Origin of the sequence: Kribbella sp. CA-245084, assembly GCF_050942355.1 — a bacterium.
GTDB lineage: Bacteria > Actinomycetota > Actinomycetes > Propionibacteriales > Kribbellaceae > Kribbella.
The window spans coordinates 834,381-859,263 of the sequence record NZ_CP192053.1 but is presented as its reverse complement, the minus strand read 5'-3'; the positions used below and the strand labels follow the sequence as shown (position 1 = coordinate 859,263).

Annotated in this window: 27 protein-coding genes; 14 read left to right on the top strand and 13 right to left on the bottom strand. The window is 67.2% G+C overall.

What is annotated here, in order from left to right; translation table 11 throughout:
* Positions 1-206: 206 nt before the first annotated feature.
* Positions 207-1,352: an ROK family transcriptional regulator gene (locus ACQPYH_RS04295; RefSeq protein WP_432886858.1), complete on the top strand. Its 1,146-nt coding sequence runs from the start codon at positions 207-209 to the stop codon at positions 1,350-1,352.
* A 36-nt stretch (positions 1,353-1,388) separates the two neighbouring features.
* Positions 1,389-2,039, top strand: a complete 651-nt coding sequence (locus ACQPYH_RS04290) for a GNAT family N-acetyltransferase (RefSeq protein ID WP_432886855.1) — start codon at positions 1,389-1,391, stop codon at positions 2,037-2,039.
* On the opposite strand, the gene ACQPYH_RS04285 is transcribed toward ACQPYH_RS04290, so the two are convergent.
* Positions 1,983-2,519, bottom strand: coding sequence for a CGNR zinc finger domain-containing protein (locus ACQPYH_RS04285; protein WP_432886852.1), 537 nt, complete (start codon positions 2,517-2,519; stop codon positions 1,983-1,985). The two genes, ACQPYH_RS04290 and ACQPYH_RS04285, sit on opposite strands and share 57 nt — an antisense overlap.
* 269 nt (positions 2,520-2,788) lie before the next feature.
* Here ACQPYH_RS04285 and alr point away from each other — a divergent pair, with 269 nt between their 5' ends.
* The 10 genes from alr (at position 2,789) to ACQPYH_RS04235 (ending at position 13,358) form a co-directional block, all read left to right on the top strand.
* The gene (gene alr / locus ACQPYH_RS04280; RefSeq protein WP_432886849.1) at positions 2,789-3,922 is read left to right on the top strand and encodes an alanine racemase; all 1,134 of its coding nucleotides are present in this window, start codon (positions 2,789-2,791) and stop codon (positions 3,920-3,922) included.
* On the top strand, positions 3,922-4,887 hold the full coding sequence (locus ACQPYH_RS04275; RefSeq protein ID WP_432886846.1) for a D-alanine--D-alanine ligase family protein: 966 nt from the start codon (positions 3,922-3,924) through the stop codon (positions 4,885-4,887). Before alr ends, ACQPYH_RS04275 begins: the two co-directional genes overlap by 1 nt.
* Positions 4,884-5,522: a M15 family metallopeptidase gene (locus ACQPYH_RS04270; RefSeq protein WP_432886844.1), complete on the top strand. Its 639-nt coding sequence runs from the start codon at positions 4,884-4,886 to the stop codon at positions 5,520-5,522. The genes ACQPYH_RS04275 and ACQPYH_RS04270 overlap by 4 nt, the downstream gene beginning before the upstream one ends.
* Positions 5,523-5,532: 10 nt before the next feature.
* Positions 5,533-6,390, top strand: a complete 858-nt coding sequence (locus ACQPYH_RS04265; protein WP_432886842.1) for a phosphotransferase family protein — start codon at positions 5,533-5,535, stop codon at positions 6,388-6,390.
* Positions 6,391-6,473: 83 nt separating this feature from the next.
* Positions 6,474-6,968, top strand: coding sequence for an NAD(P)H-dependent oxidoreductase subunit E (locus ACQPYH_RS04260; RefSeq protein WP_432886839.1), 495 nt, complete (start codon positions 6,474-6,476; stop codon positions 6,966-6,968).
* A complete protein-coding gene (locus ACQPYH_RS04255) occupies positions 6,965-8,479 on the top strand; it encodes a formate dehydrogenase beta subunit (protein WP_432886836.1) in 1,515 nt (504 codons plus the stop codon). The genes ACQPYH_RS04260 and ACQPYH_RS04255 overlap by 4 nt, the downstream gene beginning before the upstream one ends.
* Positions 8,476-11,292 carry a formate dehydrogenase subunit alpha gene (gene fdhF, locus ACQPYH_RS04250; protein ID WP_432886833.1) on the top strand — a complete coding sequence of 939 codons (2,817 nt, stop codon included), beginning with the start codon at positions 8,476-8,478 and terminating at the stop codon, positions 11,290-11,292. Before ACQPYH_RS04255 ends, fdhF begins: the two co-directional genes overlap by 4 nt.
* Entirely contained in the window at positions 11,289-11,510 is a 222-nt protein-coding gene (locus ACQPYH_RS04245) for a formate dehydrogenase subunit delta (protein WP_432886831.1), read from the top strand. The genes fdhF and ACQPYH_RS04245 overlap by 4 nt, the downstream gene beginning before the upstream one ends.
* 68 nt (positions 11,511-11,578) lie before the next feature.
* Entirely contained in the window at positions 11,579-12,820 is a 1,242-nt protein-coding gene (locus ACQPYH_RS04240) for a molybdopterin molybdotransferase MoeA (protein WP_432886829.1), read from the top strand.
* Positions 12,821-12,857: 37 nt separating this feature from the next.
* Entirely contained in the window at positions 12,858-13,358 is a 501-nt protein-coding gene (locus tag ACQPYH_RS04235) for an SRPBCC family protein (protein ID WP_432886827.1), read from the top strand.
* Here ACQPYH_RS04235 and ACQPYH_RS04230 read toward each other — a convergent pair.
* The 6 genes from ACQPYH_RS04230 to ACQPYH_RS04205 form a co-directional block, all read right to left on the bottom strand.
* On the bottom strand, positions 13,342-13,767 hold the full coding sequence (locus ACQPYH_RS04230; RefSeq protein WP_432886824.1) for a MerR family transcriptional regulator: 426 nt from the start codon (positions 13,765-13,767) through the stop codon (positions 13,342-13,344). The genes ACQPYH_RS04235 and ACQPYH_RS04230 overlap by 17 nt on opposite strands.
* A 27-nt stretch (positions 13,768-13,794) precedes the next feature.
* A complete protein-coding gene (locus ACQPYH_RS04225) occupies positions 13,795-14,829 on the bottom strand; it encodes an aminotransferase class V-fold PLP-dependent enzyme (protein WP_432886821.1) in 1,035 nt (344 codons plus the stop codon).
* 171 nt (positions 14,830-15,000) lie between these two features.
* Positions 15,001-15,150, bottom strand: a complete 150-nt coding sequence (locus tag ACQPYH_RS04220; RefSeq protein WP_432886818.1) for a hypothetical protein — start codon at positions 15,148-15,150, stop codon at positions 15,001-15,003.
* Positions 15,151-15,683: 533 nt separating this feature from the next.
* Positions 15,684-17,159: a hypothetical protein gene (locus ACQPYH_RS04215; protein WP_432886815.1), complete on the bottom strand. Its 1,476-nt coding sequence runs from the start codon at positions 17,157-17,159 to the stop codon at positions 15,684-15,686.
* A gap of 90 nt (positions 17,160-17,249) precedes the next feature.
* Positions 17,250-17,546 carry a hypothetical protein gene (locus tag ACQPYH_RS04210; RefSeq protein ID WP_432886813.1) on the bottom strand — a complete coding sequence of 99 codons (297 nt, stop codon included), beginning with the start codon at positions 17,544-17,546 and terminating at the stop codon, positions 17,250-17,252.
* A 113-nt stretch (positions 17,547-17,659) separates the two neighbouring features.
* Positions 17,660-17,965: a hypothetical protein gene (locus ACQPYH_RS04205; RefSeq protein ID WP_432886810.1), complete on the bottom strand. Its 306-nt coding sequence runs from the start codon at positions 17,963-17,965 to the stop codon at positions 17,660-17,662.
* A gap of 614 nt (positions 17,966-18,579) precedes the next feature.
* On the opposite strand from ACQPYH_RS04205, the gene ACQPYH_RS04200 reads away from it, so the two are divergent.
* The gene (locus ACQPYH_RS04200) at positions 18,580-18,903 is read left to right on the top strand and encodes a DUF433 domain-containing protein (RefSeq protein WP_432886807.1); all 324 of its coding nucleotides are present in this window, start codon (positions 18,580-18,582) and stop codon (positions 18,901-18,903) included.
* Complete coding sequence (locus ACQPYH_RS04195; protein ID WP_432886804.1) at positions 18,903-19,343, top strand: DUF5615 family PIN-like protein; 441 nt, start codon at positions 18,903-18,905, stop codon at positions 19,341-19,343. Before ACQPYH_RS04200 ends, ACQPYH_RS04195 begins: the two co-directional genes overlap by 1 nt.
* 68 nt (positions 19,344-19,411) lie before the next feature.
* On the opposite strand, the gene ACQPYH_RS04190 is transcribed toward ACQPYH_RS04195, so the two are convergent.
* From ACQPYH_RS04190 to ACQPYH_RS04165, 6 genes are all read right to left on the bottom strand, one after another.
* Positions 19,412-19,951 (bottom strand): hypothetical protein, encoded by a 540-nt coding sequence (locus ACQPYH_RS04190; protein ID WP_432886801.1) that lies wholly within the window; start codon positions 19,949-19,951, stop codon positions 19,412-19,414.
* A gap of 266 nt (positions 19,952-20,217) precedes the next feature.
* On the bottom strand, positions 20,218-20,904 hold the full coding sequence (locus tag ACQPYH_RS04185) for a hypothetical protein (protein WP_432886798.1): 687 nt from the start codon (positions 20,902-20,904) through the stop codon (positions 20,218-20,220).
* The gene (locus ACQPYH_RS04180) at positions 20,901-21,527 is read right to left on the bottom strand and encodes a hypothetical protein (protein ID WP_432886796.1); all 627 of its coding nucleotides are present in this window, start codon (positions 21,525-21,527) and stop codon (positions 20,901-20,903) included. Before ACQPYH_RS04180 ends, ACQPYH_RS04185 begins: the two co-directional genes overlap by 4 nt.
* Positions 21,524-21,943, bottom strand: coding sequence for a hypothetical protein (locus ACQPYH_RS04175; RefSeq protein ID WP_432886793.1), 420 nt, complete (start codon positions 21,941-21,943; stop codon positions 21,524-21,526). Before ACQPYH_RS04175 ends, ACQPYH_RS04180 begins: the two co-directional genes overlap by 4 nt.
* Positions 21,937-22,230: a hypothetical protein gene (locus tag ACQPYH_RS04170; RefSeq protein ID WP_432886791.1), complete on the bottom strand. Its 294-nt coding sequence runs from the start codon at positions 22,228-22,230 to the stop codon at positions 21,937-21,939. Before ACQPYH_RS04170 ends, ACQPYH_RS04175 begins: the two co-directional genes overlap by 7 nt.
* Before the next feature lie 508 nt (positions 22,231-22,738).
* The gene (locus ACQPYH_RS04165; protein ID WP_432886788.1) at positions 22,739-24,850 is read right to left on the bottom strand and encodes a bifunctional DNA primase/polymerase; all 2,112 of its coding nucleotides are present in this window, start codon (positions 24,848-24,850) and stop codon (positions 22,739-22,741) included.
* Between the last annotated feature and the right edge of the window lie 33 nt (positions 24,851-24,883).

Genomic DNA, 24,883 nt, shown 5'->3' with positions numbered 1-24,883 from the left:
GAAATCCGATGCATACTTCGATGAGAGTTGGGTACTGCGCCTCCACGGTGTTCACTCGATTCGAGGGGTTGTGGACATCTGACTGTCATTGGGTGAGCTTGACGCCGGGATTTGTGCGGCCAGAACGGCGGACCGGGTCACGTCCCGGCGTCCCTCACCCATCGCGCCCTCGACTCATCTGCTGATCTGCCGGTTACTCTGACGCAGTGGGTGCCTGGCAGCCGTTGTCCGGTCCGTCACGGCAGGTGGCGTTGGAGATCCTGCTGGACGGACCGTTGTCGCGCGCCGAGCTCTCCCGTCGCGTCGGCCTGTCGCCCGGCAGCCTGACCCGCCTGACGAAACCGATGGTCGAGTCGGGCCTGCTGGTCGAGGTTGACGGCGGTCCGACAGACGCCAGGGTCGGCCGCCCGTCGCAGCCGCTCGACCTCGACGCGAACGCGCACCATTTCGTCGGCATCAAGCTCACCGGCGACTCCGCGATCGGCGTACTCACGACTCTGCGGGCAGACGTGATCGCGAGCGTCGAGCGTCCGCTCACCGATCCCACCCCGTCGGCCGTGGCCGAGCTCGTTCTCGAGATCCTCGACGAACTTGAGGTCCAGGTCCCGAGCGGTACTGCGATCACCGGGCTCGGCGTCTCGATCGGCGGTCGTGTTGCGGACGGATCGACCGTCCGTTGGGGTCCGTACCTCAACTGGGTCGACGTCCCGTTCGGCGAGATCCTCGCGGCGCACACCAGCGTCCCGGTCGTGGTCACCAACGACCTGACCTCGCTCACCGAAGCGACCCACTGGTTCGGCGCCGGCCGGAACTCGGACCGCTTCGTACTGGTCACGATCGGCGCCGGCGTCGGGTACGGGCTGGTCATCCACAACCAGATCGTCGACAGCCCCGACGTCACCATCGGCCTGATCGGACACCACCCGCTGCTGCCGGACGGCCCGCGATGCGACCGCGGCCATCGCGGCTGTGCGCTCAGTCTGCTGACAGTCGGCGCCATCACCGAACAGGTCGGTACGGCGATCGGCCGGCCGGTCGGGTACGACGAGGCGCTCGATCTCGCCGCGAAAGGTGATCCCGCCGCGCGCGAGGTGATCAGCCGTGCAGGACGGGCGCTCGGCAAGCTGATCGCGGCGGCGGCGAACTTCACCATGCCCGAACTCGTCGTCCTCGGCGGTGAAGGTGTCCGGCTGGCCGAGGTCGCGCACGACGACCTCTTGGCTGCGCTGCACGCCGACCGGCATCCGTCGGCCGCTGAGCTGCCGATGGTCCTGCAGCCTGCCGACTTCAGCGAGTGGGCCCGCGGCGCCGCCGTCGTCGCGATCCAAACCTTCGTTCTCGGAACGACGTAACTGACTAATCCAAGATAAACAGTTACACTCGCGGTCATGGACATCGTGAGGCGATGGTTGGAGGGCTGGCGGCTGTGCCGCGGGCTGGAGCCGGTGATCGAGTACGACGACGCCTATGCCGCCGTACTGCGGATGCCCGGCCGCGAGCGGGAACTGTTCGCGCGCAGCGACGACGCGGGGACCGTGGATCGGCTCGCGGCCGAGCTGACTCCGGACACCTGGCTGACTGTTACCACACAAACCGGTAACGAGATCGCGCGTCGACTCGCAGCCGCCGGTGCACGGCCGTTCGAGGAGCAGAAGACGCTGATGTCGATCAACCTGCACGAACACCCGCCGGCGACCGCGGAGTTCGAGTCGGACGGTTCGTTGGAGTACGCGCGGGTGCTGATCGACGGCGCGGTCGCGGCCCACGGCATGGTGGCGATCGTGGGCGACGACGCGGTGATGCATGACATCCAGACCGATCCGGCGTGCCGGCGGCGCGGCCTCGGCAGCATCGTCATGGGGGCGTTGAGCCGGCGGGCGCTGGAGCGTGGTGCGAGCACGGGTTTGCTGATGGCGACCACCGCCGGGTTCCACCTCTACCGCACGCTCGGCTGGTTGCCCGAGGCAACCATGGTGACGGCGTCAGGAGACGCGCGCGCGGTGAGCGGCGACCTTGGTGCGGTTCTGACAGGCCGTTGAGCAGAACCGCTGCGTGCGGTTGCGCGTCGAGTCGAGGAATACGTCTTCACAACGAGTCGCCTCGCAGTGGCGCAGGCGCTCGACCTCGTCGCTGCCGAGGAGCATCGCCACCGCGGTAGCGAGCTCGGCCAGCCAGCCGGCGGCCTCCTCCGGGCTGCCGAAGTGCAGGTGCCACGGCGCGCCCGCGCGGCGGACGAGTTGGGGTGCTGCCTTGGTCTCTCGCAGCATCCCGTTCACCAGGTCGACGGCGCCGTCGACATCCGGCAGGCGGCGCAGAGCGTCGTACAGGATCTTCGCGCCGGCCTCGTAGTCGGCGATGTCGATCTCGGGGACGCGGTTGGTCGTCAGCCGGAGTGCCGCGCGAACGGCTTCGGCGTCGGGAGTCGTCGCCGGGCGGCCCTGGCGCGGGTCGGATCCGAAGGTGTTCGCCAGCGCGATCGCCGCGGACAGCGACGCCTTCAGGTGATCGGTGGCCTCCACTCCTCCAGTATCCCCCGGAAAGTTCGGTGACCGGGGCCGGTCATGGGGCCTCCCGGCCTGGACTGAGGAGCGCAGGGAGCGAAGCGACCGGAGCGACGAGGGAAGGCCGGGAGTCACAGCCCCATGACCCGCCGCGACGGAGTCGCGGCATCCAGCAGAGGTTCATTCAGATGGATGACGTGGGTCATACCAGGGTCGTAGACAGCGGCTGTGCACATCCGTCCGCGATCCGATGAAGCGGATCGTTGCCGGAAACAACAATGACTGACATGTACCTGGTTCAGTCCCGCCACCGCCCGGCGACACGTGGGATCACCGGACTGTCGGAGGCCGTCGTCGACCTGTCCGCCATTCGTGACAACGTCCGGACGTTCCGGCGGCGTGTGCCGCAGGAGGTCCTGGCCGTGGTCAAGGCCGACGCCTTCGGGCACGGCGCCGTACCGGTGGCCCGGGCGGCGGTCGAGGCCGGGGCGACCTGGCTCGGTGTCGCGCATGCCGACGAGGCGTTGCAGCTCCGCGCGGCCGGGCTGACCGTACCGATCCTGACCTGGTTGTACGACGCTGCGGAGCTGATGCTGCTCGGCGATGTGGACGTCGACGTGAGCGTCTCGACCGTCGCCGAACTGCAGCGTGTCGTCTCCATCCCATCCGTCCACTACGTGCACCTCAAGCTGGACACCGGTCTCCACCGGGCCGGCAGTGCACCCGACCAGTGGATCGAACTCACCCGAACGGCGGCGCACTACGAGGCGCTCGGCGCCGTCACGGTCCGCGGGATCTGGTCGCATCTCTCGCACGGCGACTCCGCCGATGCCGTGCAGAGCAAGCGGCAGTTGCAGCTCCTGCGGACCGGGCTGAGTCTCGCGCACCGGGCCGGCCTGCGACCCAGCGTCGTACACCTCGCGAACTCGGCCGGTGCGGTCACGCTCGACGCTCCGGATTGCAACCTGGTCCGGATCGGCGCGGGTCTCTATGGGATCGACGAGATGGGTCTCGGGCTGCGGCCCGCGATGCGGCTGATGAGCAAGCTTGCCCAGGTACGGCGGATCCGTGCCGGCGAAGGGGTTTCGTACGGGCACGACTTCGTGGCGGATCGGGACACCACGATCGGACTCGTCCCGATCGGGTACGCCGACGGCATCCCGCGCGTCGCCGTGCGGCAAGCGAGCGTGTTGTGCCACGGCGTACGGATGCCGGTGATCGGGCGGATCGCGATGGACCAGTTCGTCGTCGATGCCGGTGAGATCGCAGTCGAACCGGGTGAACCGGTGACGGTCTTCGGCGACGGATCCTCCGGCGAACCGACCGCCGCCGATTGGGCTGACTGGGCGGGCACCATCCCGCACGAGATCTACTGCGGCATCGGATCCCGGGTGCCTCGTCGCTACGAGGAGGGCAACTGATGAAGGTCGCGATCGTGATGGGTGGAGCGAGCCCGGAGCATCAGGTTTCGCTTGCCAGCGGCAAGGGGATTGCGAAGGCGGTGGAAATCCTCGGCCATACAGCGATCCCGATGGTGATCGATGCTGATGGCAACTGGGTGGACGGGCAACATGAGGCGATCGAGATCCTGCAGGCGTGCGACGTCACCATCCCGGCGTTGCACGGCGAGGGTGGCGAGGACGGTCGGCTGCAAGGGTTCCTCGAGCAGCTACACGTTCCGTACGTCGGCAGCGGTATCGCCGCCAGCGCTGTCGGACTGGACAAGCACCTGACCAAAGCGGTCCTGAGAGCACACGGAATCGCGGTCACGCCGAGCGTCACGCTGCGCGGGGTCGAGCTGACCGACACCGAAGCAGGTCTACAGAAGCTGAAGGCGGCCGGGCTGGACTTCCCGTTGTTCGTGAAGCCGGGCAACGGGGGATCGAGTTTTGGGGTGTCCAGGGCAACGAACCTTCCGACGCTGCTGGCCGCGATCGCAGACGCCGCCGTACTCGATCCGCATGTTCTGGTGGAGCGGGAGATGCTCGGCCGGGAGATCGACCTGGCGGTGCTGGAGTTCCCGGACGGGCGAGTCGAGACAGCACCGGCGTTGGAGATCCACGCCGACCCGAACCAGCCGTTCTTCGACGCGACCGCGAAGTACGACAGCGCCGCCACGCGGTTCGTCGTACCGGCTCCGCTGGATCCAGAGTTGGCCGGGCGGTTGCGGCGTACGGCGATCGACGTCTTCGAGGTCCTCGGGTGTGCGGGGCTCGCCCGGGTGGACTTCTTCGTACCGAGCGATGGAGAGCCGGTGGTCAACGAGATCAACACGTTCCCCGGTTTCACGCCGGCGTCGCAGTTCCCGCGGATGTGGGCCGCAGCCGGGATGTCGTACGCCGAGGTGGTCGACACGCTGATCCGTACGGCGGTGGCGCGCGGATGACCGTATTACTGAGCGACGACCGCATCACGAGCATCCCGGCGATCGAGAACGGCGAACCGCTGGTCGAGCTGTTCACGCGGGGTTTGGCGACGACCGGTCGCCAATTCGCACGCGAGAGCGTGGCGGACCGGCTCGCCCTCGCCGACACGTTTCTGCCGGCTGGCATCCGGTTGCATGTCGTCGAAGGACTGCGCCCGCTCGAGAGCCAGCAGGAGATCTACGACGGCTATCGCGCCGAGTTGGAACGACTCCATCCCGGCATCCCCGACCACGACGTACACGTGCTCGCCAGTCGTTTCGTGTCCCCGGTCGACGTCGCGCCCCACGTAGCCGGCGCAGCGGTCGACCTCACCCTGGTAGGCGCCCACGGCCCACTCGACCTGGGCACCCCGATCGACGCCACTCCCGAACAAAGCAACGGCGCCTGCTTCTTCTCAGCCACCAACATCACCCGCGAGGCCCACACAAACCGCGCCCTCCTAGCTGACGTCCTATCCGCCGCCGGCCTAGTCAACTACCCCACCGAGTGGTGGCACTGGTCCTACGGCGACCGCTACTGGGCCTACATCGAGGACCACCCCGCCGCCCTCTACGGCCCACAATTCCAGTCGCCCGAGCTCCAACAGATCTGCTAGACAAGGCGGCATGCCCGCGCTGTCGGCAACCTACGTGCACGAGGTACTCCGCCGGGATCTCGGCACCTCCAACTGGCAGGTGTCTGAGCCGCTGGGGAGCCTGGGCACGACGAGGATGGCGCAGCGGGGGCGGGTTGCGCTCGTGGTGAAGCTCGTCGACACACCGCTCGACATCATGAAGCGGCTGTCCGAGCTCGGCGCGACTCCCCAGGTCATCACAGCAGGCGAGCACGAGGGCGTGCCGTACATGGTCCAGGAGGTCGTCACCGGACCTCATCCAGACCACGACTGGTTCGGGTCCAACGTTGCGGAGTGGGCCGACATGGTTCGGTGCTACCTGGACGACGTACCGCTCCGACAGATGCTCGCCGCCGTCCCCGGCCGCTGGCGAGTGAGCGTGGACGACGCGGCGAGATTCTTCGATGACACCCCAGCGCCCCGATCCGCGGCGCTGCAGGACCCGAGCTTCCAAGCGGCGTTCGGACACTGGCAACAGCAGTCCGAGACGATCGTCAGGCTTCCACTGCGGCCGATCCACCCGGACCCGCATTGGAACAACTACGTCATCGCATCCGGCCGGCCGTACCTCATCGATTGGGAGCACATCGATCTCTCCGATCCGATGCGGGACGTCGGGTACCAGATCTGGGGCTTTCTCCGGCAGCGGCGGTGGGCGGAGTTTCTCCAGCGAGTCGGGCTGAGCGATGCCGGCAATCTCGAGGCAGCCGTCTACTGGTGGGCCGGGTTCAAGGTGCTGATGAATGCGTCCTGGAACGACGGCCAGGGTGACGAGCGCGGCGCGGCGTTTCATGCGGACCTGTTCCGTGCTGCCGTCGAACGGCGTGCTTGGGTCGACCAGCTGAGCTGAGCCGGCAGTTCATAGGTGCTGCCTATCGGGTGATAGGCAGCATTGCTTTGACCGGGTGGGGTTGGCGACGGAATGTTGTATACATGACGAGTGAGGTTGTGGCCGCCGGCCCCGTCCCGGTTCCCGGGCGTGCCCAGCGAGTGCGTGAGATCGCCGGTGAGCTGCGGGGGTTGCGGGGGTCGTTGATCCCGATCCTGCATGCGGTGCAGGAGGAGTTGGGGTACGTCGCTCAGGACGATGTCGCGGTGATCGCCGACGTGCTGAACCTTGCTGTCGCTGAGGTGCACGGTGTTGTCACCTTCTACAAGGACTTCCGGCGTACGGCGGCCGGACGGACGACGGTGGCGATCTGTCAGGCGGAGGCGTGCCGGGCTGTTGGCGCCGTACCGCTGGCCGAGCATGCGAAGCGTGCTGTCGGGTGCGAGTTCGGCGAGACGACGTACGACGGGCGGGTGACGCTCGACGAGGTGTTCTGCTTCGGGAATTGTGCGCTGGGGCCGACGGTGCAGGTCGGCGAGAAATTGCACGGGCGGGTCACGCCGGCTCGGCTGGACGCGCTGCTGGGGGAAACGCGATGAGGGTCTACGTACCGCGTGACTCGGCGGCCCGCTCGGTGGGAGCGGATGAGGTAGCTGAGCGGATCGCAGCACAAACCCAGGACCGCGACGTCGAGGTCGTGCGGACCGGGTCTCGCGGGATGTTGTGGCTCGAGCCGTTGGTTGAGGTGGAGACGGCCGCCGGGCGGGTCGGGTACGGCGCAGTTGCTCCGGAGGATGTGGACGGGCTGATCGCCGCCGGGATGCTCGCCGGCGAAGGCGAGAGTCTTGGGCTGGTGGAGGAACTGCCGTGGATGCGGCGGCAGGAGCGGTTGACGTTCAAGCGGGTCGGCGTCATCGATCCGCTGTCGGCCGAGGACTACGAAGCGCATGGCGGGATGAGCGGGCTGCGGAAAGCACTCGCGATGACGCCGGCCGACGTGGTCGAGGCCGTTGTCGAGTCGGGGTTGCGCGGACGTGGCGGCGCGGGGTTTCCGACCGGGATCAAATGGCGGACCGTGCTCGGCGCCGAGTCGGATCTCAAGTTCGTGTGTTGTAACGCGGACGAAGGGGATTCCGGCACGTTCGCGGATCGGATGCTGATCGAGGGCGATCCGTTCACGTTGATCGAGGGGATGACGATCGCGGCGTACGCGGTCGGCGCGACGGAAGGGTACGTCTACCTGCGTTCGGAGTACCCGGATGCGGTCGCGACTCTCAAGGCAGCGATCGAGCGGGCGCACCGGGCAGGCTGGTTGGGGCCGGACATTCACGGCTCAGGGTTCGGCTTCGACCTGCATGTCCGGGTCGGCGCGGGTGCGTACATCTGCGGCGAAGAGACCTCGATGCTCGAGAGCCTGGAGGGCAAACGCGGCATGGTCCGCGCCAAGCCCCCGATCCCTGCACTGGAAGGGCTTTTCGGCCGGCCGACCGTGGTCAACAACGTGTTGTCCTTGGCAACAGTCCCGACGATCCTCGCGCACGGAGCGAAGACGTACGCCGACTACGGCTCGGGCCGCTCGCGCGGTACCAGCGTCTTCCAGCTCGGCGGGAACGTCGCTCGCGGCGGAATCGTCGAGACCGCGTTCGGCATCACCCTCGGCGAACTCGTGAACGACTTCGGCGGCGGAACAGCCAGCGGACGGCCGACGCGAGCCGTCCAGGTCGGCGGCCCGCTCGGCGCCTATCTCCCGGTCGAGCAGTTCGAACTCCCCATGGACTACGAGGCGTTCGCACAAGCCGGCGCGATGGTCGGGCACGGCGGGATCGTGGTCTTCGACGACACCGTGGACATGGCCGCGATGGCACGGTTCGCATTCGAGTTCTGCGCGGCCGAGTCGTGCGGCAAGTGCACGCCGTGCCGGGTCGGCGCGGTCCGCGGCGTCGAGACCATCGACCGCATCGTGGCAGGCACCGAACGCGACAAGAACCTCGTCGTCCTCGAGGACCTGTGCGAACTGATGACCGACGGCTCGCTCTGCGCCATGGGCGGCCTGACCCCGATGCCCGTACGCAGCGCCGTCCGCCACTTCGGAGAGGACTTCACCGCATGAGCTTGCTCAAGGAACCAGACTTCGGTACTCCGGCCCGCCCGGGCGAAGCAACGATCGAGCTGACCGTCGACGGCGTGCCGGTCAAGGTTCCACCCGGTACGTCGGTCATGCGCGCCGCGAAGGAAGCCGGCGTCAACGTACCGAAGTTGTGCGCGACCGACAACCTGGAAGCGTTCGGGTCGTGCCGGCTCTGCGTCGTCGAGATCGACGGGGTCAAAGGCACTCCAGCCTCTTGTACGACGCCGGTCCGCGACGGCATGAACGTCCGTACCCAGAACGAGCGGCTCGGCAAGCTGCGCCGCGGCGTGATGGAGCTGTACATCTCCGACCACCCGCTCGACTGCCTGACCTGTTCGGCCAACGGCGACTGCGAACTGCAGGACATGGCCGGCGTCACTGGTCTGCGCGAGGTCCGCTACGGCTCGGGCGTCGAAGCCGGCGCCAACCACATGGATCTCAAGACCGACGCCTCCAACCCGTACTTCGACTTCGAGGCGTCCAAGTGCATCGCCTGTTCGCGCTGCGTCCGCGCGTGCGACGAAGTACAAGGGACTCTGGCTCTGACGATCGAGGGGCGTGGGTTTGATTCCAAGGTCGCGGCCGGTGCCGGGGTGCCGTTCTTCGAATCGGACTGTGTGTCGTGTGGCGCGTGCGTACAGGCGTGCCCGACCGCGACGCTGCAGGAGAAGTCGGTCGTCGAGCTCGGCATGCCGACGCGGACCGTCCTGACGACCTGCGCGTACTGCGGCGTGGGCTGCTCCTTCAAGGCCGAGCTGCGCGGTGACGAGCTGGTCCGGATGGTCCCGTACAAGAACGGCGGCGCGAACGAGGGCCACTCGTGCGTGAAGGGCCGTTTCGCCTTCGGATACGCGAGTCACCCGGACCGGGTCATGGAGCCGATGGTCCGCGACACGATCGCCGACGAGTGGCGGACCGTCTCCTGGGAGGAGGCGATCACGTTCACCGCGCGCCGGCTGCGGGAGATCCAGGCAGAGCACGGACAGGGTTCCATCGGTGCGATCACATCGTCGCGGACGACCAACGAAGAGGTGTACGCCGTCCAGAAGATGGTGCGAGCCGTCTTCGGCAACAACAACGTCGACACCTGCGCGCGGGTCTGCCACTCGCCGACCGGATACGGGCTTAAGCAGACGTTCGGCGAATCCGCCGGCACGCAGGACTTCCGGTCGGTCGATGAGTCCGACGTGATCCTCGTGATCGGTTCGAACCCGACCGACGCGCACCCGGTGTTCGGGTCGCGGATGAAGCAGCGGATCCGCCAGGGCGCGAAGCTGATCGTGATCGACCCGCGGCGGATCGACCTGGTCCGCTCGCCGCATGTCGAGGCGGCGCACCACCTCGAGCTGAGGCCGGGGACGAACGTCGCGATCATCAACGCGCTCGCTCACGTCATCGTCACCGAAGGACTCGTGGATCGGGACTTCGTCACGAGCCGCTGCGAGGACTTCGAGACCTGGGAGGCGTTCATCGCGCAGCCCGAGCACAGTCCCGAGGCAGTCGCTGAGATCTGCGGCGTACCGGCTGAGGAAATCCGGGCCGCGGCGCGGTTGTACGCGACCGGCGGGAACGCGGCCATCTACTACGGTCTCGGCGTCACCGAGCACAGCCAGGGCTCGACCATGGTCATGGGGATGGCCAACCTCGCGATGGCGACCGGAAACATCGGCCGCGCCGGCGTCGGCGTGAACCCGATGCGCGGTCAGAACAACGTGCAGGGTTCGTGCGACATGGGTTCGTTCCCGCACGAGCTCCCCGGGTACCGGCACGTGTCCGACGACGACGTCCGCGGGATCTACGAGCACCTCTGGGGTACGCCGATCCTCAACGAGCCCGGGCTGCGGATCCCGAACATGTTCGACGCCGCGATCGACGGATCGTTCAAGGCGCTGTTCGTGCAGGGCGAGGACATCGCGCAGTCCGACCCGAACACCCAGCACGTCTTCACGGCGTTGGGTGCGCTGGATCTCCTGGTGGTACAGGATCTTTTCGTCAACGAGACCGCGAAGTTCGCGCACGTTCTGTTACCGGGGACATCGTTCCTGGAGAAGGACGGGACGTTCACGAACGCCGAGCGGCGGATCAACCGGGTGCGGCCGATCATGGCGCCGCGGACCGGGAAGCAGGAGTGGGAGATCATCTGCGAGATCGCGCAGGCGATGGGCTACCCGATGCACTACGACTCGGCCGCACAGATCATGGACGAGATCGCGCTGACGACACCGACGTTCATGGGGGTCTCGTTCGCGAAGCTCGACGAGCTCGGGTCGATCCAGTGGCCGTGCAACGTCGAGCACCCGGACGGTACGCCGATCATGCACTCCGACGAATTCACCCGCGGTAAGGGCCGGTTCATGGAGACCATGTACGTGCCGACGTCGGAGCGTTCGACCCGGAAGTTCCCGCTGATCCTGACGACCGGGCGGATCCTCTCGCAGTACAACGTCGGCGCGCAGACCCGTCGTACGGCGAACGTCGCGTGGCATGCCGAGGACGTGCTGGAGATCCATCCGCACGATGCCGAGGTGCGCGGTGTGACGGACGGCGACCTGGTCGCACTGTCGAGTCGCGTCGGGCGGACGGAGCTGCGGGCGAAGATCTCGGACCGGATGCCCGTCGGCGTCTGCTACACGACGTTCCATCACCCGGTCAGCGGGGCGAACGTCGTCACCACGGACAACTCGGACTGGGCCACCAACTGCCCGGAGTACAAGGTCACCGCGGTGCAGGTGGATCTCATCGTGGCGCCGGTCACCGCTGTCCGCGAGACAGTCGTTGCAGGAGGCAACCGATGAGTGGCGGCGTGCCGCCGTACGTGCGGTTGGCGAACGAGATCGCGGCCCAGTTCGCCCACCGCTCCCCCGAGGACGCGGCGACCGTGATCGCCAACCATGTGAAGGCGACCTGGGACCCGCGGATGAAGCAGGCGCTGATCACGCACGCCGAGTCCGGCGCGACCGATCTCTCCCCCGCTGCAGTGCTGGCTGCCCGCCGCCTCCAGGCCGCTCGGTGACCCATCCCACACAGTCCGGCGGGCCGGATCCGTTCGACAACCGGGTGTGGGTTGGAGAGGGTAGTCGTGTGGAGGACGAGGGCCGCGGTCTTCGAGCCCGGCGAGCAGCCGTGGCCTGGGATCTGGCCCGGGTACTGGCTCACGCCGCGGCGCGACCAGGGAAGGCAGTTTCGCGCGGGCTGGCCGAGGCTGACGGATGCGTTCTGGGTACGCCGTTGGTGTCGCCGGGCGCGGTCCCTCCGGTCGATCGGGCCGCCATGGACGGGTACGCCGTACGTGGGCCCGGTCCTTGGCAGCTGAACGGACATGTGGAGGCCGGCGCGGCGGATCCGGGCACGCTGGCGGACGGGCAAGCGACCGGGATCGTCACGGGAGCGGCGATACCGAGCGGCACGACCTCTGTGCTGCGCTACGAAGACGCGGTTGTGACCGGCGATCGGCTGGATGGACCGGCCGAGGACGGCCGCCACATCCGGCGAGCAGGTGAGGAGTGCAGGCCCGGCGACCAATTGTTGCCCGCCGGCGTGGTTGTCGGCCCAGCCGTGCTCGGGCTGGCCGCGACCGTCGGGCTCAACCGGCTGACTGTCATCCCCCAGCCGACGGTCGCCGCGCTCGTGACGGGCGACGAACTGGTCCACCGCGGACCGTCCGGACCCGGGCGCGTACGCGACGCGATCGGGCCCATGCTCCCGGGCCTGATCCTGCGCGCGGGCGCGCAGCTGGTCGCCCCCGGCCGCTCGTCCGGCCACGAGCAGCGGACCGGCGCGCCGCTGTCCCCGGTGACGCATCTGCGGGACTCGCTGGACGAGCTCACCCGCGCGCTCGGCGAGACTCAAGCGAACCTGATCCTGGTCTCCGGCTCATCGGCGGCGGGACCCGCCGATCATCTGCGGCCAGCGCTCTCCTCCCTCGGTGCGGAGTTCGTCGTGGACGGTGTCGCATGCCGCCCCGGTCATCCCCAAGCCTTGGCGCGGTTGACCGACGGACGACTCGTGCTCGGGTTGCCCGGCAATCCGTTCGCCGCCCTCGTCGCGTTCCTGACGCTCGGCGTCGCGGCCATCACGCGCATGCGCGGCCTCCGGCTCCCCGAGCTCGGCCACATCGCCGTACCCGGCGGTGTCAGGTGTCACCCGACCAGCACCCGGCTCGTCCCGGTCCGGCTCACCGCACATGGCGCCGTACCAATCGGACATGGCGGAGCGGCCATGCTCCGCGGTCCTGCTGTCGCCGATGCGCTGGCCGTCGTTGCGCCCGGTCCGTCGGAGGCGATCGCGGCCCGGCTCCTCCCCCTCGATCCGGGAATCACCTAAATGTCGAGGCCGGCGATGGACGTCCGACGTACCGGGCATGAAAGACTACGGAGTGACCGGCTCGACCACCGGCGTCGAGGTAATGATCAAGCTGCCGATCCAGGAACTGTGGTCCGGCATCACGGCGATCGAGCGGTACGGCGAGTGGAGCCCGGAGTGCTACTACGGCACCTGGCTCGATGAGCGGATCGAGAAGGGCGCGCGCTTCGAGGCGGGCAACCGCTTCAAGGACGGCTTCGAGACGCACGTGACCTGCACGGTTACCGTCGCCGAGGCGCCGTACCGCTTCGGTTGGGACGTGTATGGCGACGACGACGTGCCGTTCGCGCACTGGGAGTACGAGCTGGAGGACCACGGCGCGGAGACGCTCGTCCGCCAGTCCTTCACCCACGGCCCCGGCAACAGCGGCCTGCGGTGGGGCGCGGCTCAGGACCCGGATCGCGCCGCGGAGGTCATCCAGCGCCGGCTCGGTCAACTGGCGGCGAACATGCGATCGACCCTCACCGCCATGGAGTCAACGCTCAGGAAGCCTCGCTAGTGCTGGACTGGGACGGGCCGACCCACAGGCACTCGGCCGTCCCGGCTTCGAGGTGCTCCTGGTAGACGCCGACCTTGTGGCTGATGACGTTCAGGCACTCGGTGAGGTCCTGGATCTGGGACGTGACGTGATCCTGATGGCTGCGGAGCAGGGCCAGCCGGTCCTGCTCGTTGCCGGGGCCCTGCCGCACCAGTTCGGTGTACTTGCGGATCGTGTCGAGCGGCATCCCGGACGAGCGGAACTTGATGCACATGTCCAGCCAGTCGACATCGTCCTCGGTATACACACGCCGGCCGTTCGACTCACGCCGTACCGGATCTGCGAGCAGACCCTCACGCTCGTAGAACCGGAGGGCGTGCACACTCAACCCGGTCCGCTCCGCCACCTGCCCGATACTCAATCCACGCATGGGGCACCCTAACTCCGCAACCAGCTCTCAGAGCAGGGGTTTGAGCGCCTCGAGAGCCTGCTGTACGTCGTCATCCGTCGAGTAGATGTGGAACGACGCGCGCAGCTTCCCGTCCCGTACGGCGGCCCGGATGCCCGCGCCCGCGAAGGCCTCCTGCGCTCCGGGGAGGCTCGTGCTGACGATCGCGCTGTTCGACGGTTCCAGGCCGAGGCCGGCGCGGAATGCGTTCGCGAGATCGAGGTTGTGGCGGTTGATCGTGTCGACGCCGATCTGCTCGATCAGCTCGAGGGCCGGCGCCGCGCCGACGAAACTGAACCAGGCCGGCGACTGGTCGAACCGTCGTGCGCCGGGATCGAGCTCCATCACGGGTCCGTAGTACGAAGCGTGGACGTCGCGGGCGGCGTACCATCCGGCGGCCGACGGGCGGCAACGCTCCTGGAGACGCTGCGACAGGTAACCGAGCGTTGCGCCGCGTGGCGACATCAGCCACTTGTAGCTGTGGGCAATCAACGCGTCGATGCCGTCGATCCGCATCGGCAGCCAGCCGACCGCCTGCGACGCGTCGATCACCAGCAATGCGCCGATCTCCTTGCTGGCAGCAATAACGCCCGGCAGATCGAGCACGACGCCGGTGGACGACTGCACCGCGCTCACAGCCACCACGTCGATCCCCGGCTTGATCGCCGCCGCCAACTCGGAACCCGGTACGGCGATCACCTCGACACCGCGGTCCGCGTGCACCTGCCACGGAAACACGTTCGACGTGAACTCGACGTCGTCGGTCAGCACCTTCGCGCCGTCCGGCAACGCCGCCGCGATCGGCACGATCGCCGCCGACACCGTGCTACCGACGAACACGTCCGCAGCGTCCGCCCCGATCAGCCGAGCGAACGACTCCCGCGCCCGGGTGGTCGACTCGTCCCACGGCTCCCAGCTCGTCCTGCCCACCCGCCAGTCCCCCAGCGCCGCCTGCAACGCCTCCCAGGCGGGCTTCGGCGGCAACCCATACGACGCAGTGTTCAACCAGCCCGGCTCCGGCTCCCACAGCCCTTCAATCTCCATACCCACCACCCTAGTTGGCCCCACTGCGGGCGCCCCTTGAATCCCAGCAACTGAAAACCCAAGAAGAAGAAACCTAAAAGAGAGGCTATTCAGAAGTCTCGGCCGAGGTTTCAGGGAAGAGATTAAAGAACAAGAGTAAAAGAAGAGAAGAGATTTAGAGTGGTGGCCGGTTTAGGTGATCGACCGGAAGTTTGTCGCGCGCGGCTGCACGAACCGGAGTTGACCAGCGCGTTCGCCACCCGCGAGGAGCTCGTCGACGGAACCCTGCTCGGCGTATCCACTCCAGTCACCGGCGGCCGCCCACGACCGGCGCGCGGTCACCGAATGCGGCTGGGAACCTGTCCTGAACGATTATCCCTGGTACGCCGATGCAGCCTATCTCGGTACAACCGCGACCTCACCGGCTACGAACAAACCGTCACCGGATCATTTCCACCAGACGGTCCACAGTCGAACGCGCCATCGGCCACCTCAGGAAACTAGAAATCCTCGCCACTGGCTACCGCGGTCCACTCACCGAACTACCCACCATCATCTGCATCACGAGCCTCCTCGAGTTCCATCGGCTCGGCAGGTGACTTCTGAATAACCCTCAGAGTTGGAGTGGCGGCTGGCTTGGGTGATCAGCCGCAAGGCGGCAACCCTTGGATGTGGAAGCTCCAAATCCCTCACCCGTGATGGGCCAAGGTGTGTTGTGACGTCCGAAGGTCGCCTGCACGCGAACCGACCATGGTCCCGGCCCGACCACCGAAGCCAACCACCACTCTGAATAACCCTCGAAGAAGAGATCTGGTGGTTGTTGGCTTGAGTGGTCAGCCGAGGGTTCTCCGGTGGGTCTTCTCGCTAGTCCTGGATCAGTTGTCTGGTGTGGGGTTGGGGACGCGGTGGGTTCCGGTGGGGTCGACCTGGAACGTGAACCCGTGTGGCGTGGTCCATTCGAGTGTTTTGTGGTCGACGCGGTCGACGTTCCAGCCGTGGGCGTGGGTCTTCACCCGGTGGGCGAATCGGCTGAGCGGTGCGAGGTTGGTGGTGCTGGTCTGGCCGGCGGGGCCGTGCGGGTCGTAGGGCTGGATGTGGTCGAGGTCGATGGCGCCGTGAGTCTCGCGGGTGCCATAGGGGAAGAGCTCGACCGGGTAGGTGAGCCGCACCCGTTCGCGGATCCGGGTGGGGATTTCGTAGGCGTCCACGCTCACGGCATCGTTGAGGTCGATCACGGGCTTCACTGTGTACGGCCCGTGGCCCACGAGTTCGGTGAGTTGGTCGGCCAGCAGCGGGCCGATGCCTTCGGCGCGGAGCACACCGGTCCGGGTGGCGAGGGTGAGGTCGGTGAGGTGCACGAAGACGTCGGTCTGCCCAGGGCGCACTTGCGCACCCGCGCTCCCGGAGTCCGCCGCGTTGATGGAGTTCGTGTAGGCGTCGCGTTTGATCTGCGCGAGGCGTGCGTCGAGGGCCCGTTGGGCGGCGGTGTCCATGGGTATGCCGTGGTCGGGTTGGCTGCGTGGACCGGGAACGTATGCCGGTGCTCGGTTGTCGAACGGGTCACTTGGCGGATCGGGATCGTAGGGCCCCTCGCCTTCGGCCAATGGCGGCTCGCGCAACTCGACGGGCTCAGCCATGGGACCAGGGAGGGCATCAGCGAGGGAACTGGCCAGGTGGGCGTCGCCGGCATCCGGGCGTTCGTACGGCGGATTCTCGGCGCGCACCGGGTTGGTGCCAAGATCCGGGTCTGCGCACGTACGTGGTGTGTCGTTCGACCGGCCGCGCAGGCCGAACGCGTCGCCGCGAGCCGGGTCTGCAGACGTACACGGTGTGCGGTTCGAGCGGTCGCGCGGGCTGTCGTACGACGGGCTTGCGGAGCTTGCTGGGAGCGTCGCAGCCTCACCGCGTGTCGGCTCTGCCGGCGTACTCGGCGTGTCGTTGGAGCGCTTGCGTGGGCTGGACGCGCTGCAGCCGGTCGCCGCCGGACGCGTGCTAACGGCTGACTGCGAGGCTGCTTCCACGCAACGCGAGCCAGGGGCTGCTTCAGGGCTCGCCTTCGCCGGTTGCCGGCCGGGGCTTGGAGCCGGGCTCGACGTGTCGGCCGATGAGGTGCTTGGCGTGGGGCGGTTGTGGGCTTGGGTGAGGAGTTCTTGGGTGAAGCGGGGGTCGGCGATGATGCTGATCGCGTCCGCGCGGCGGTGCTGGAGGCGGCGGGTGTCGCCGAAAGTTTTGAGCGCTTCGGCGATGGCCGCGATGGTCGCGTCGTGGCGGATGACGGCGCCGGCGGGGGCTTTGGCGTAGATGGTCTTGTTGCCGTGGTCGTCGGAGCACGGTTGTGAACTAGCACACACCTCTAGCTGCGCTCAGTCGGTCACGCCTGCGGCAGTGTGAGTCTCGATGCCGGTCGGGAGGCCGTTGCAAATGCCTCGCCAGTGGGTCCATCAGCCGACAGGATCGGCGCTGTGCTCGCTGCTGTCGGCTGCAGCCTCCATGTCACGCACTCGGCGCAGCAAGGCCAGTAGTGACGCCTTCGGCACGCTCACCCAATCGCCGGACGCTTCGATCCAGCCGTGCTCGAATCCGACCTGCGCCGCGAGCTCGATGAGCTCGGCCTTGAGCGCATCGTCCCGATCGGCATCGACCCGCACTTGAGCGGCTTCGTCCTCAGTGATTCTGAGAAGTCTCGCTAGTTCGGGGATTGTGGGTCGGCCATCGTCCGTGCTGTCGTTGGCGGTCATGTGAGCAACGATCGCAGAGACTCCTACGCGGCGGCAGTAGTGCGGTGGGAGGTGTCGGCCGGTCGAGCATCATCCGTCGCGGTTAGGTCCGGCCGTCTGGGACCCCGCAGAGGTCAGGGCTGGGGTTGTGGCTCGCCGTGGTATTGCTGCAGCCTGTTGAAGCTCGCCACGTACTGCTGGACCCGGCGAACCGAGAGCTTGGGGAAGTGGTCGCGGGCGAACTGAGCCACGTTGATCACCGGCTGGCCGCTCGCCTGGACTTGCTCGTAGACGGCCCAGACTCGCTGCTCGTCTGTCTGGGCGCCTTCGTCCAGCAGCAAGCGCACATCGTCGTGAAGCTTGCTCAAGATGCTGCTGACCTCGGTCGTCGCAGAGTCGATCATCTGCGCTGCCTTCTGCAGTGCTTTGGCGTTGTTCATGAGCGCGACGGTAGGCGCGCGACACCCGCACACAACGCATCTGCACCGATACCGGCGTGTCGTGTGCCGAAATGGGTTCGTGAAGGTGTATACGCGCTTAGCGTTCTCGGTCGACGCTCAGACGCCGTGCAGCCTCTCTTCGAACTCGGTCACGAGGTCTCTGCGCGGAGAGGGCTGGTCCGGTTATCGACGCTCACACCCTATGCATAGCGTCCGATCTCAGTAACGATGAGTATGCCTCCGTCCGATGTACCGGATGGCGGCCGGGCGGTCTCGTAAGGTGAAGTAACCGCACTTTCAGGGGGTGGCGCGGAATGGCGTTCTCGCCTCAACTAGCTGCTGCACTCACGGGCGCGAGCGAGCGCCAACTGTCGCATTGGCGATCCCCGTCTGATCCTCTATTGGTGCCGGAGATCTCCCGACAGCGGCCGATCTTGTACTCATATCGGGACCTCATTGCTCTGCGGACCTTTGTTCGTCTGCGCGATGAGCTGCCTCTGCAGGGCATCCGCAAAGCCGTTGGCCGGCTGAGGGATCTCGGCGAGACCAAACACCTCGCGACCTACCGACTTGTCACGGATGGCGACACGGTGGCGCTCGTCCAGGGTGACGAGATGACTGATTTGCTGAGGCGGCCGGGGCAGCACATCATCGCGGCTTTGGCGGATGTCTTCCGTCCGTTCGTAACGAGTAACGGTGTCGAGGTGCCGGACTTCAAGCGGCCTCGCCCTGGTCTGGTCGTGGACCCGGCGATCCAGGGCGGTCATCCGGTGATCGCTGGCACACGCGTTCCGTTCGACGACGTCGCGTCCCTCATGCACGACGTACCGGCTGAGAACATCAAGAACTATTACCCCAACGTCGCCGCAGCCGCAGCGCTCGACGCCCTCGACTTCCATCGATCGATCCTGGACCCCCGAAGGCCGCAGGCGGCCTGATGCGGATTCTGCTCGACGAGGACACGCCCGTACAGCTGATCGAGCCGATGAAGCACGTGCTGCCGAGTCATCAGATCGACCACGTGACCGGGCTGCGTGGGTGGTCCGGCAAGGCGGACTCTGCAGTGTATGCAGACGCTAAGAAACGTCGGTACGACGCACTGGTAACCAAGGACCGCAACCAGCTGAGCGACCCGCCTCATGTGACCATGGTTCGCAAGTCGGGCCTCCATCGTGTCGCGTTCAAGCAACGCCATGTCGGCCTGCTGGGGCTGTCCATCGCCATGGGGTCCGTCCTGGCGGCCATCGTTCCCGTGATGGCCGAACTCATTGCGGCCGATGGGCAACGGTTGGTCCACATCACCGGGATCGATCCCAGCAAGCGCAGATACGACATCGTCGATCCGCGACGGGACCCGCCGACGTACTGGCGTGGCTAGGCCCCTCTGTGGAACCTGATCCGAACGTGCTTGCCCTCGGCAATGAACACGAAGCGACCCCCCACGCCTCAACCCACGTCGACTGCCGCAGCGGGTTCGTACGCCGGGACACCGCCGGGTTTGCGCCTGCCGCGCATCTCCTCAACGAGCGCGGCCCTCGTGGCCGCGTCCAGCGTCCCGAGGTCAAACGAGCCGACGTCATCAGACAGCCGCCACCCACGCCGCCGGAAGGCGACCGCAAAGCGCATCAGCGTCACCGCGTCGACGTCCCCATCGGAGCGGACGGGGATCAGTTCACTCAGCAGCAGTCGCCACTGCGCGGCGTTTGCGGCTCCGGCCGTTGGGTCGCGGTCCAGTCTGCGTGCCAGATTCAGTGCCGCCGCACTTCTGGCCGGATCTCCGCCGTACAGCTCCAACTGTTCTGCCGTGCTCCGCTCGACCTCGCCACGGTCCCAATCAGCCCTACCCGCCAGCTCCCCTTCAACCAGACGGCGTAACAGTGCGCTCGGCGTGACGTTGCGCCGTCTGGCCAGTGCTTCGAATGCCTCTTTCGATGCCGTAGGCAACTTCGTGGCCATCGTGGTCAGCTTCTCATCGCGGTTAACCACGGGTTCACCTTTCCGAGGTCATCGGGCAGAGTGGCGGACTGGCGCGGGGGTCCCGGTGGGTGCCACCCCGTCCGGATTTTCTGGCGGGGTGTGGGTGCGCGCCAGCGGTAAGGGGTGCCCTGGCGCGCACCCGCGTGTGTCCCGCGCAGGCGGGGTCATCGACCGGGTACAGGAAGAACCAAAGCCGGTCTTGCCCGCCTTCGTTCGTCAGTGGTCGCCCTGATCGCGACGACTGAGCGTGACGTTGACGCGGGAACATCTCGGGGTCAGCGCCGGTCATCGCCGAACAACCGGTCGAGGTCGTCGTCCGGTGGCCCTTCACCGACCGCATCGAGAGCGCCGGTGTAGCCGATCGGTCCGTCGACCGGGACGCGGCCTTTCGGTAGCCCGGCGAGTACGGCAGCGGCGTCCGGACTCTGCTGTAAGAGGCTGACCCAGCGCCGCCGCTCGAAGGACCGAAGGCGGCCGTCATGTACGGCGGCCTCGACCACGGCGCGCTCTCGTGCGGTGCGGTGTTGCTCGGCGTCTTGGCGCAGGCTCTGCAACTCGGCGGTGTCGACAACCTCCACGCCCTCGGCCGTGTCGGCGCTCTCGCCCAACGCTTCCTCAACGGCAGCGAGGACGACTGATGGATCGGCGGTGGGGTCGACACCCACGCGTTCGGCCACCTGCGCACGGAACCGGTCGAGCGTCTGTGCGTAGTCCCTCGCGCTGTCGAAGGTGATCGCGTCGACCAACACGGTGCCGTCCGGCGGTTCGTACCTGGTGGTGGTCCGTTCGGCCGGCGGGGCGGGTTCGTTGCCCTCGGCATGGACTCCCGCGGCCTTGGTACGGACGTGCGCCTTCTCGGCCTGGACCTCATCGAAGGCGGCTAGCAGGGTCGTGGGGTCAGCATCCGGGGCGACACCGAGTCGCGCGGCCACCTTGGCGTACGTGGTCTTGTCCGTCGTCACGTCGATTCACCTCCGAACATGGCCACATACTCGGGCTCGGTCATCTGGTTGGGCGGCGTCCACAGTGCCCAGTTCCGCACGCGGGCGATGTAGTCGAACAGTGCTCCGCGTCCGCTCGGTGACTGCATCGGGTCGTTGTCGCCGACCAGGTCCGGATCGGTTTCCACCATGGCGAGCACGGACCTGAGGTCCCCGGCCAACGCGGCGCTGTGTCGCAAACGCCAATGCACGTTGACCAAGATGGCCGGGTCGGCTCCACTGGCAGTGATCGGCGGCCGGGGGCCAGAGTTGAAGAAATCGGGCGGCGGCGGGGCACCTCTGCCCGGTGGGCCACTGGTCGCCATGACGTAGTCGAGCATCGGGCTTTCGCTGTACGCATCGACCATCACCACGGTTCCGGTCCGAGGACTGCCCCAAGGGTCATGCAGGGGCTGCGGGACCGGCGTGGGCCGGGCCACCGTCGCGGTGGCCCGGGGACCTTGGGGTCGTGGGGCGGCGGCGCGTACGTCGGCCACTGTGACCCGGCCGCCCGCGCCGGTTCCGGTGAGTGCCTTCAACGTGTCGTTGCCGACTCCCAGACGGCGCGCCTCGGCCTTGATGTGGGCGGCCACGATGCCGGTCATGAAACCCCCTGTCGCTGTTCGAGGATCTGGCGGCGGGAGAACAGCCAGCGCCCGGCACGCTTCCGGCCGCCGAGTTCAACGGCGCGGTACCGCACATACCTGGTGCTGCATCCGAGCATCCTGGCCACTTCCCGACTGTCGGTTTCGTCGTCTGGTTCACAGGTTGCCTCAGGCACCGACCTACGGAACTCCGACGCGGGAACTGCGGAACTCCTTACCTGCCGCGCGGCGGACTCCAGGGCCGTCAGCAACGACCGGACCTCGGCCGACTGGGCGATCCCGTCCCGCCTAGACACCGTGTCGGCCGCAGACCGCGCCAACCAGTACAGCGTTACGACAGCCCGGCCGTGGACCAGCAACGCGCCGTTGACCGGCATCACCAGCGGAACGTTCCCGGCGGGCGGCGGTGTCACCACGACTCGTCCATGATCGACGGCTCACGCAGTGTGGCGTTGTCACCGTTCATCGGCAGCAGCAATGTTCCAGTGCGCCGCAACCCGATGCCGTGGGTGTTGGTGGCCTGCCCCAGTTCATCGACGGTGACCATCCGGAAGCAGTACGGACAGAACACCAGACCCCGCGCGTCGATCTCGACCCGCTCACCCCACAACCGGGCCGCACACAGGCGCACCGACTGACCATCGGCCGTACGGGCGACACGCCACGCCGTCGATGCTTCCGCCGCCGGGGGCCATTCGTTCACCGGTGGCCACCCGTCAGGTCGACATGCATCAGTGCCTCGTCCACGGAGTTCCGCAGCCGGATCAGGTCAATGATGGATTGATCGACCAGCACCACCCCCAACCGATCGGCGGCAGCCGCCAACGAGTTGTGCCGATCAGCAACCGTGGGCGGTTTCGTCGTACGACGCGGTTTGGCCGGCGCGGCTCGGCAGGGTGCCTGAGCTTGCCAACGGCAACGGGTACACCTCACCAGGGCCAGCTCTCCGCCGGGCCGTACAACCACCGTCAGGACCGAACGGTGGCCGGTCAGGAAGCAGGCCGTCCGGACCATGAGGTGCCGTGCGCGTCGGCCCAGGGCCAAGGGGTTAGGCGTCATGGTGGTCTTCACCCTTCGCTGACGTGGGAGTTGCGGGCGGAAAAGTCGGGACACGCTTTGGGTGTGGTTGTGTGCCGTGTCCGTGCCCCTCCCTAAAGGTCGGGGCACGGGGCACACGTGTCCGGGGCACATTGGGGCACGGGGGCACGTGGTCACTGTTCGGCCCAGTCCTTGAGCTTGCTGTGCGGCGTCGTCTTGGTCAGGTATCCGTCCAGGACCAACACGTCCAACGCAGCGTCAATCGTCGTGTGGCGACCCCTGACCCCTTTACGAATCAGCCGCTTGGGCAATGCCCCCTTCTCGGTGACCAGTGCCATGATCTCGGCCATGATCACGGTCGGCCGAAACTCGTCTTCGGTCGGCGAGGGTGCCAGTACCTCGATCAACAGTTCATCCCCTGTGTTGCCGGTGGCATCGACCACGAGGTCAGCAAACCAGTGCAGCCTTCCCGCGGAGGTAACGGCGTAGCGGCGCAACTGCCCGGGGCGGTCCTTGGACAGCTTCAGGTAGGAGACTCCCCGAACCCCGACGCCGAATGGGTGCCGGTTCTCCAGCACGTACGCCGCGCCGTCGATGCCATTGAGCTTGTGTACCGCGCCGATCGCGTACCGGCCACGGTTCTCGCCGTTCTTGACGACGTGGTCGAGGCTGACGACAGCAGGCCCGCGCCTGGCAATCCAGCTCGGCAACATCTGGCCGAACCTGGCCACCTCGTTGTTCTTGTTGGCATCGAGACCGTGCAACGCCAGAGCCTCGGTGACACCGTCCAGGATCACGATCGTTGGGCGGCTGTCGGCCAGCACGGCAGCGAGGTCGTCACGGTTGATGCCGCTGCCGAGGGCAGCGTCCGGCCGTAGGTAGGTGAAGTGGTCGCGGATCTGGTTCGGCTTGGCCCCCATGTCCAGCAGCCGGTTGACGATCGCACCTTCGTCGTCCTCGAAATCCAGGTACACCGCACTGTTGCCCCGGTCCATCTCGGTCAAGCACCCCCCCAACGCAAACCATGTCTTGCCGCCCTCGGACTCACTCGCGGCGGTGTGGACCTTGCCCGGGTAGAACAATCCGACCCCGTCCGCGCGCTGTCCCACCGTGGGTTCCGGGGCCTGCCAGGTGCCGTCCAGCACGTGCGAAAGGTCGACGGGCTGCCAGGGCCGGTGTCCGGTCCGACCGCCGTGGACCTCGGCCACCTCGTTGCCGATAGCAACTGGTTCGTGGTCCATGACTACGTCGGCCGGCTGAGCCGGTGTCGGCGCTGGCGAGCCGTATCCATCGGCCCGGAGCGCACTGGCGGCGGCGCTGTAGTCGCCTCCATAATGAAGCAGCGTGTACGCGGCGAACTTGCTGTACGGGTGTTCGGCCTCGAACTCGGTCGACGTAGAGAACACATACAAGTTGTCGCCGTCGTTGCGGCCGGTTGTGGCGCTGATCCCGTCGCGCGGATTCTTCCCCGGCCGCACCCACGTCCAGCAGTTGCCGCCGAACCGACGCGCACGAGTCCAGCCGTTTAGAATGTCATCCCACGACCCACGGGCGTTGAAGTCATCGCCGGGCCGGTTGCCGTGAGCACCATCACCGTGCAGCATGCCCCGGCCGGACGGCACCTCGGGGACCGTGACCGGCATCAGATCGAACATCGCCGCGATGGCATAGAGCGCGTCGCGTTCATCAATCGTGATCACGGGGATGGTGTCCGGGCGACCGAGCAAGACACGCCACCGCTTCCCCCTCGGGTGCGTGCGACCACCCGAGGGGGCGACCACCACAAAGCCGCCCTCACCCCGCGTCTCCAACAGCACCTTGACTTTCTCGTCCGGCTCGTTGCCGAGTTCAACGGCAGTCGCTGGACGCCGGGCCAGCCTCGTGTTTGGGCAGGCAGGACCGTCGACGCGGTACAGCCAGTGCATCCCGCCGGACGGTGACAGCTCCACATACCCCGCGTTGAGCCGGTCCCACAGATCCTCGAGTCCGTTGTCGACCATGGCCAGCCGGAACGCCTCCAAGGTGCCGTCAGCGACCGCGCGCCCCTCTGCCTCGAACATCTCAAGCTGTCCAGAGACCGCACCGCAGACGAGGCCGAGGCCGTCGTACGCATCGCCGCCGAACCACGCCGTGAGCTGGCCCTCGCTCGGTCGCTCCTCCTGATACTGCTTCCAGGCCACGGCCGGGGCCTTACTGCCGTTGGTCGCTGCCGGGATCACGGCGAACCCCGCCGCAGCCCATCGCCGGGCGACCTCCACCAGCTCCGGGACCAGTGCGCCGGTCATCGCGCACCATCCGGCGACCGGAAAAGGACGACC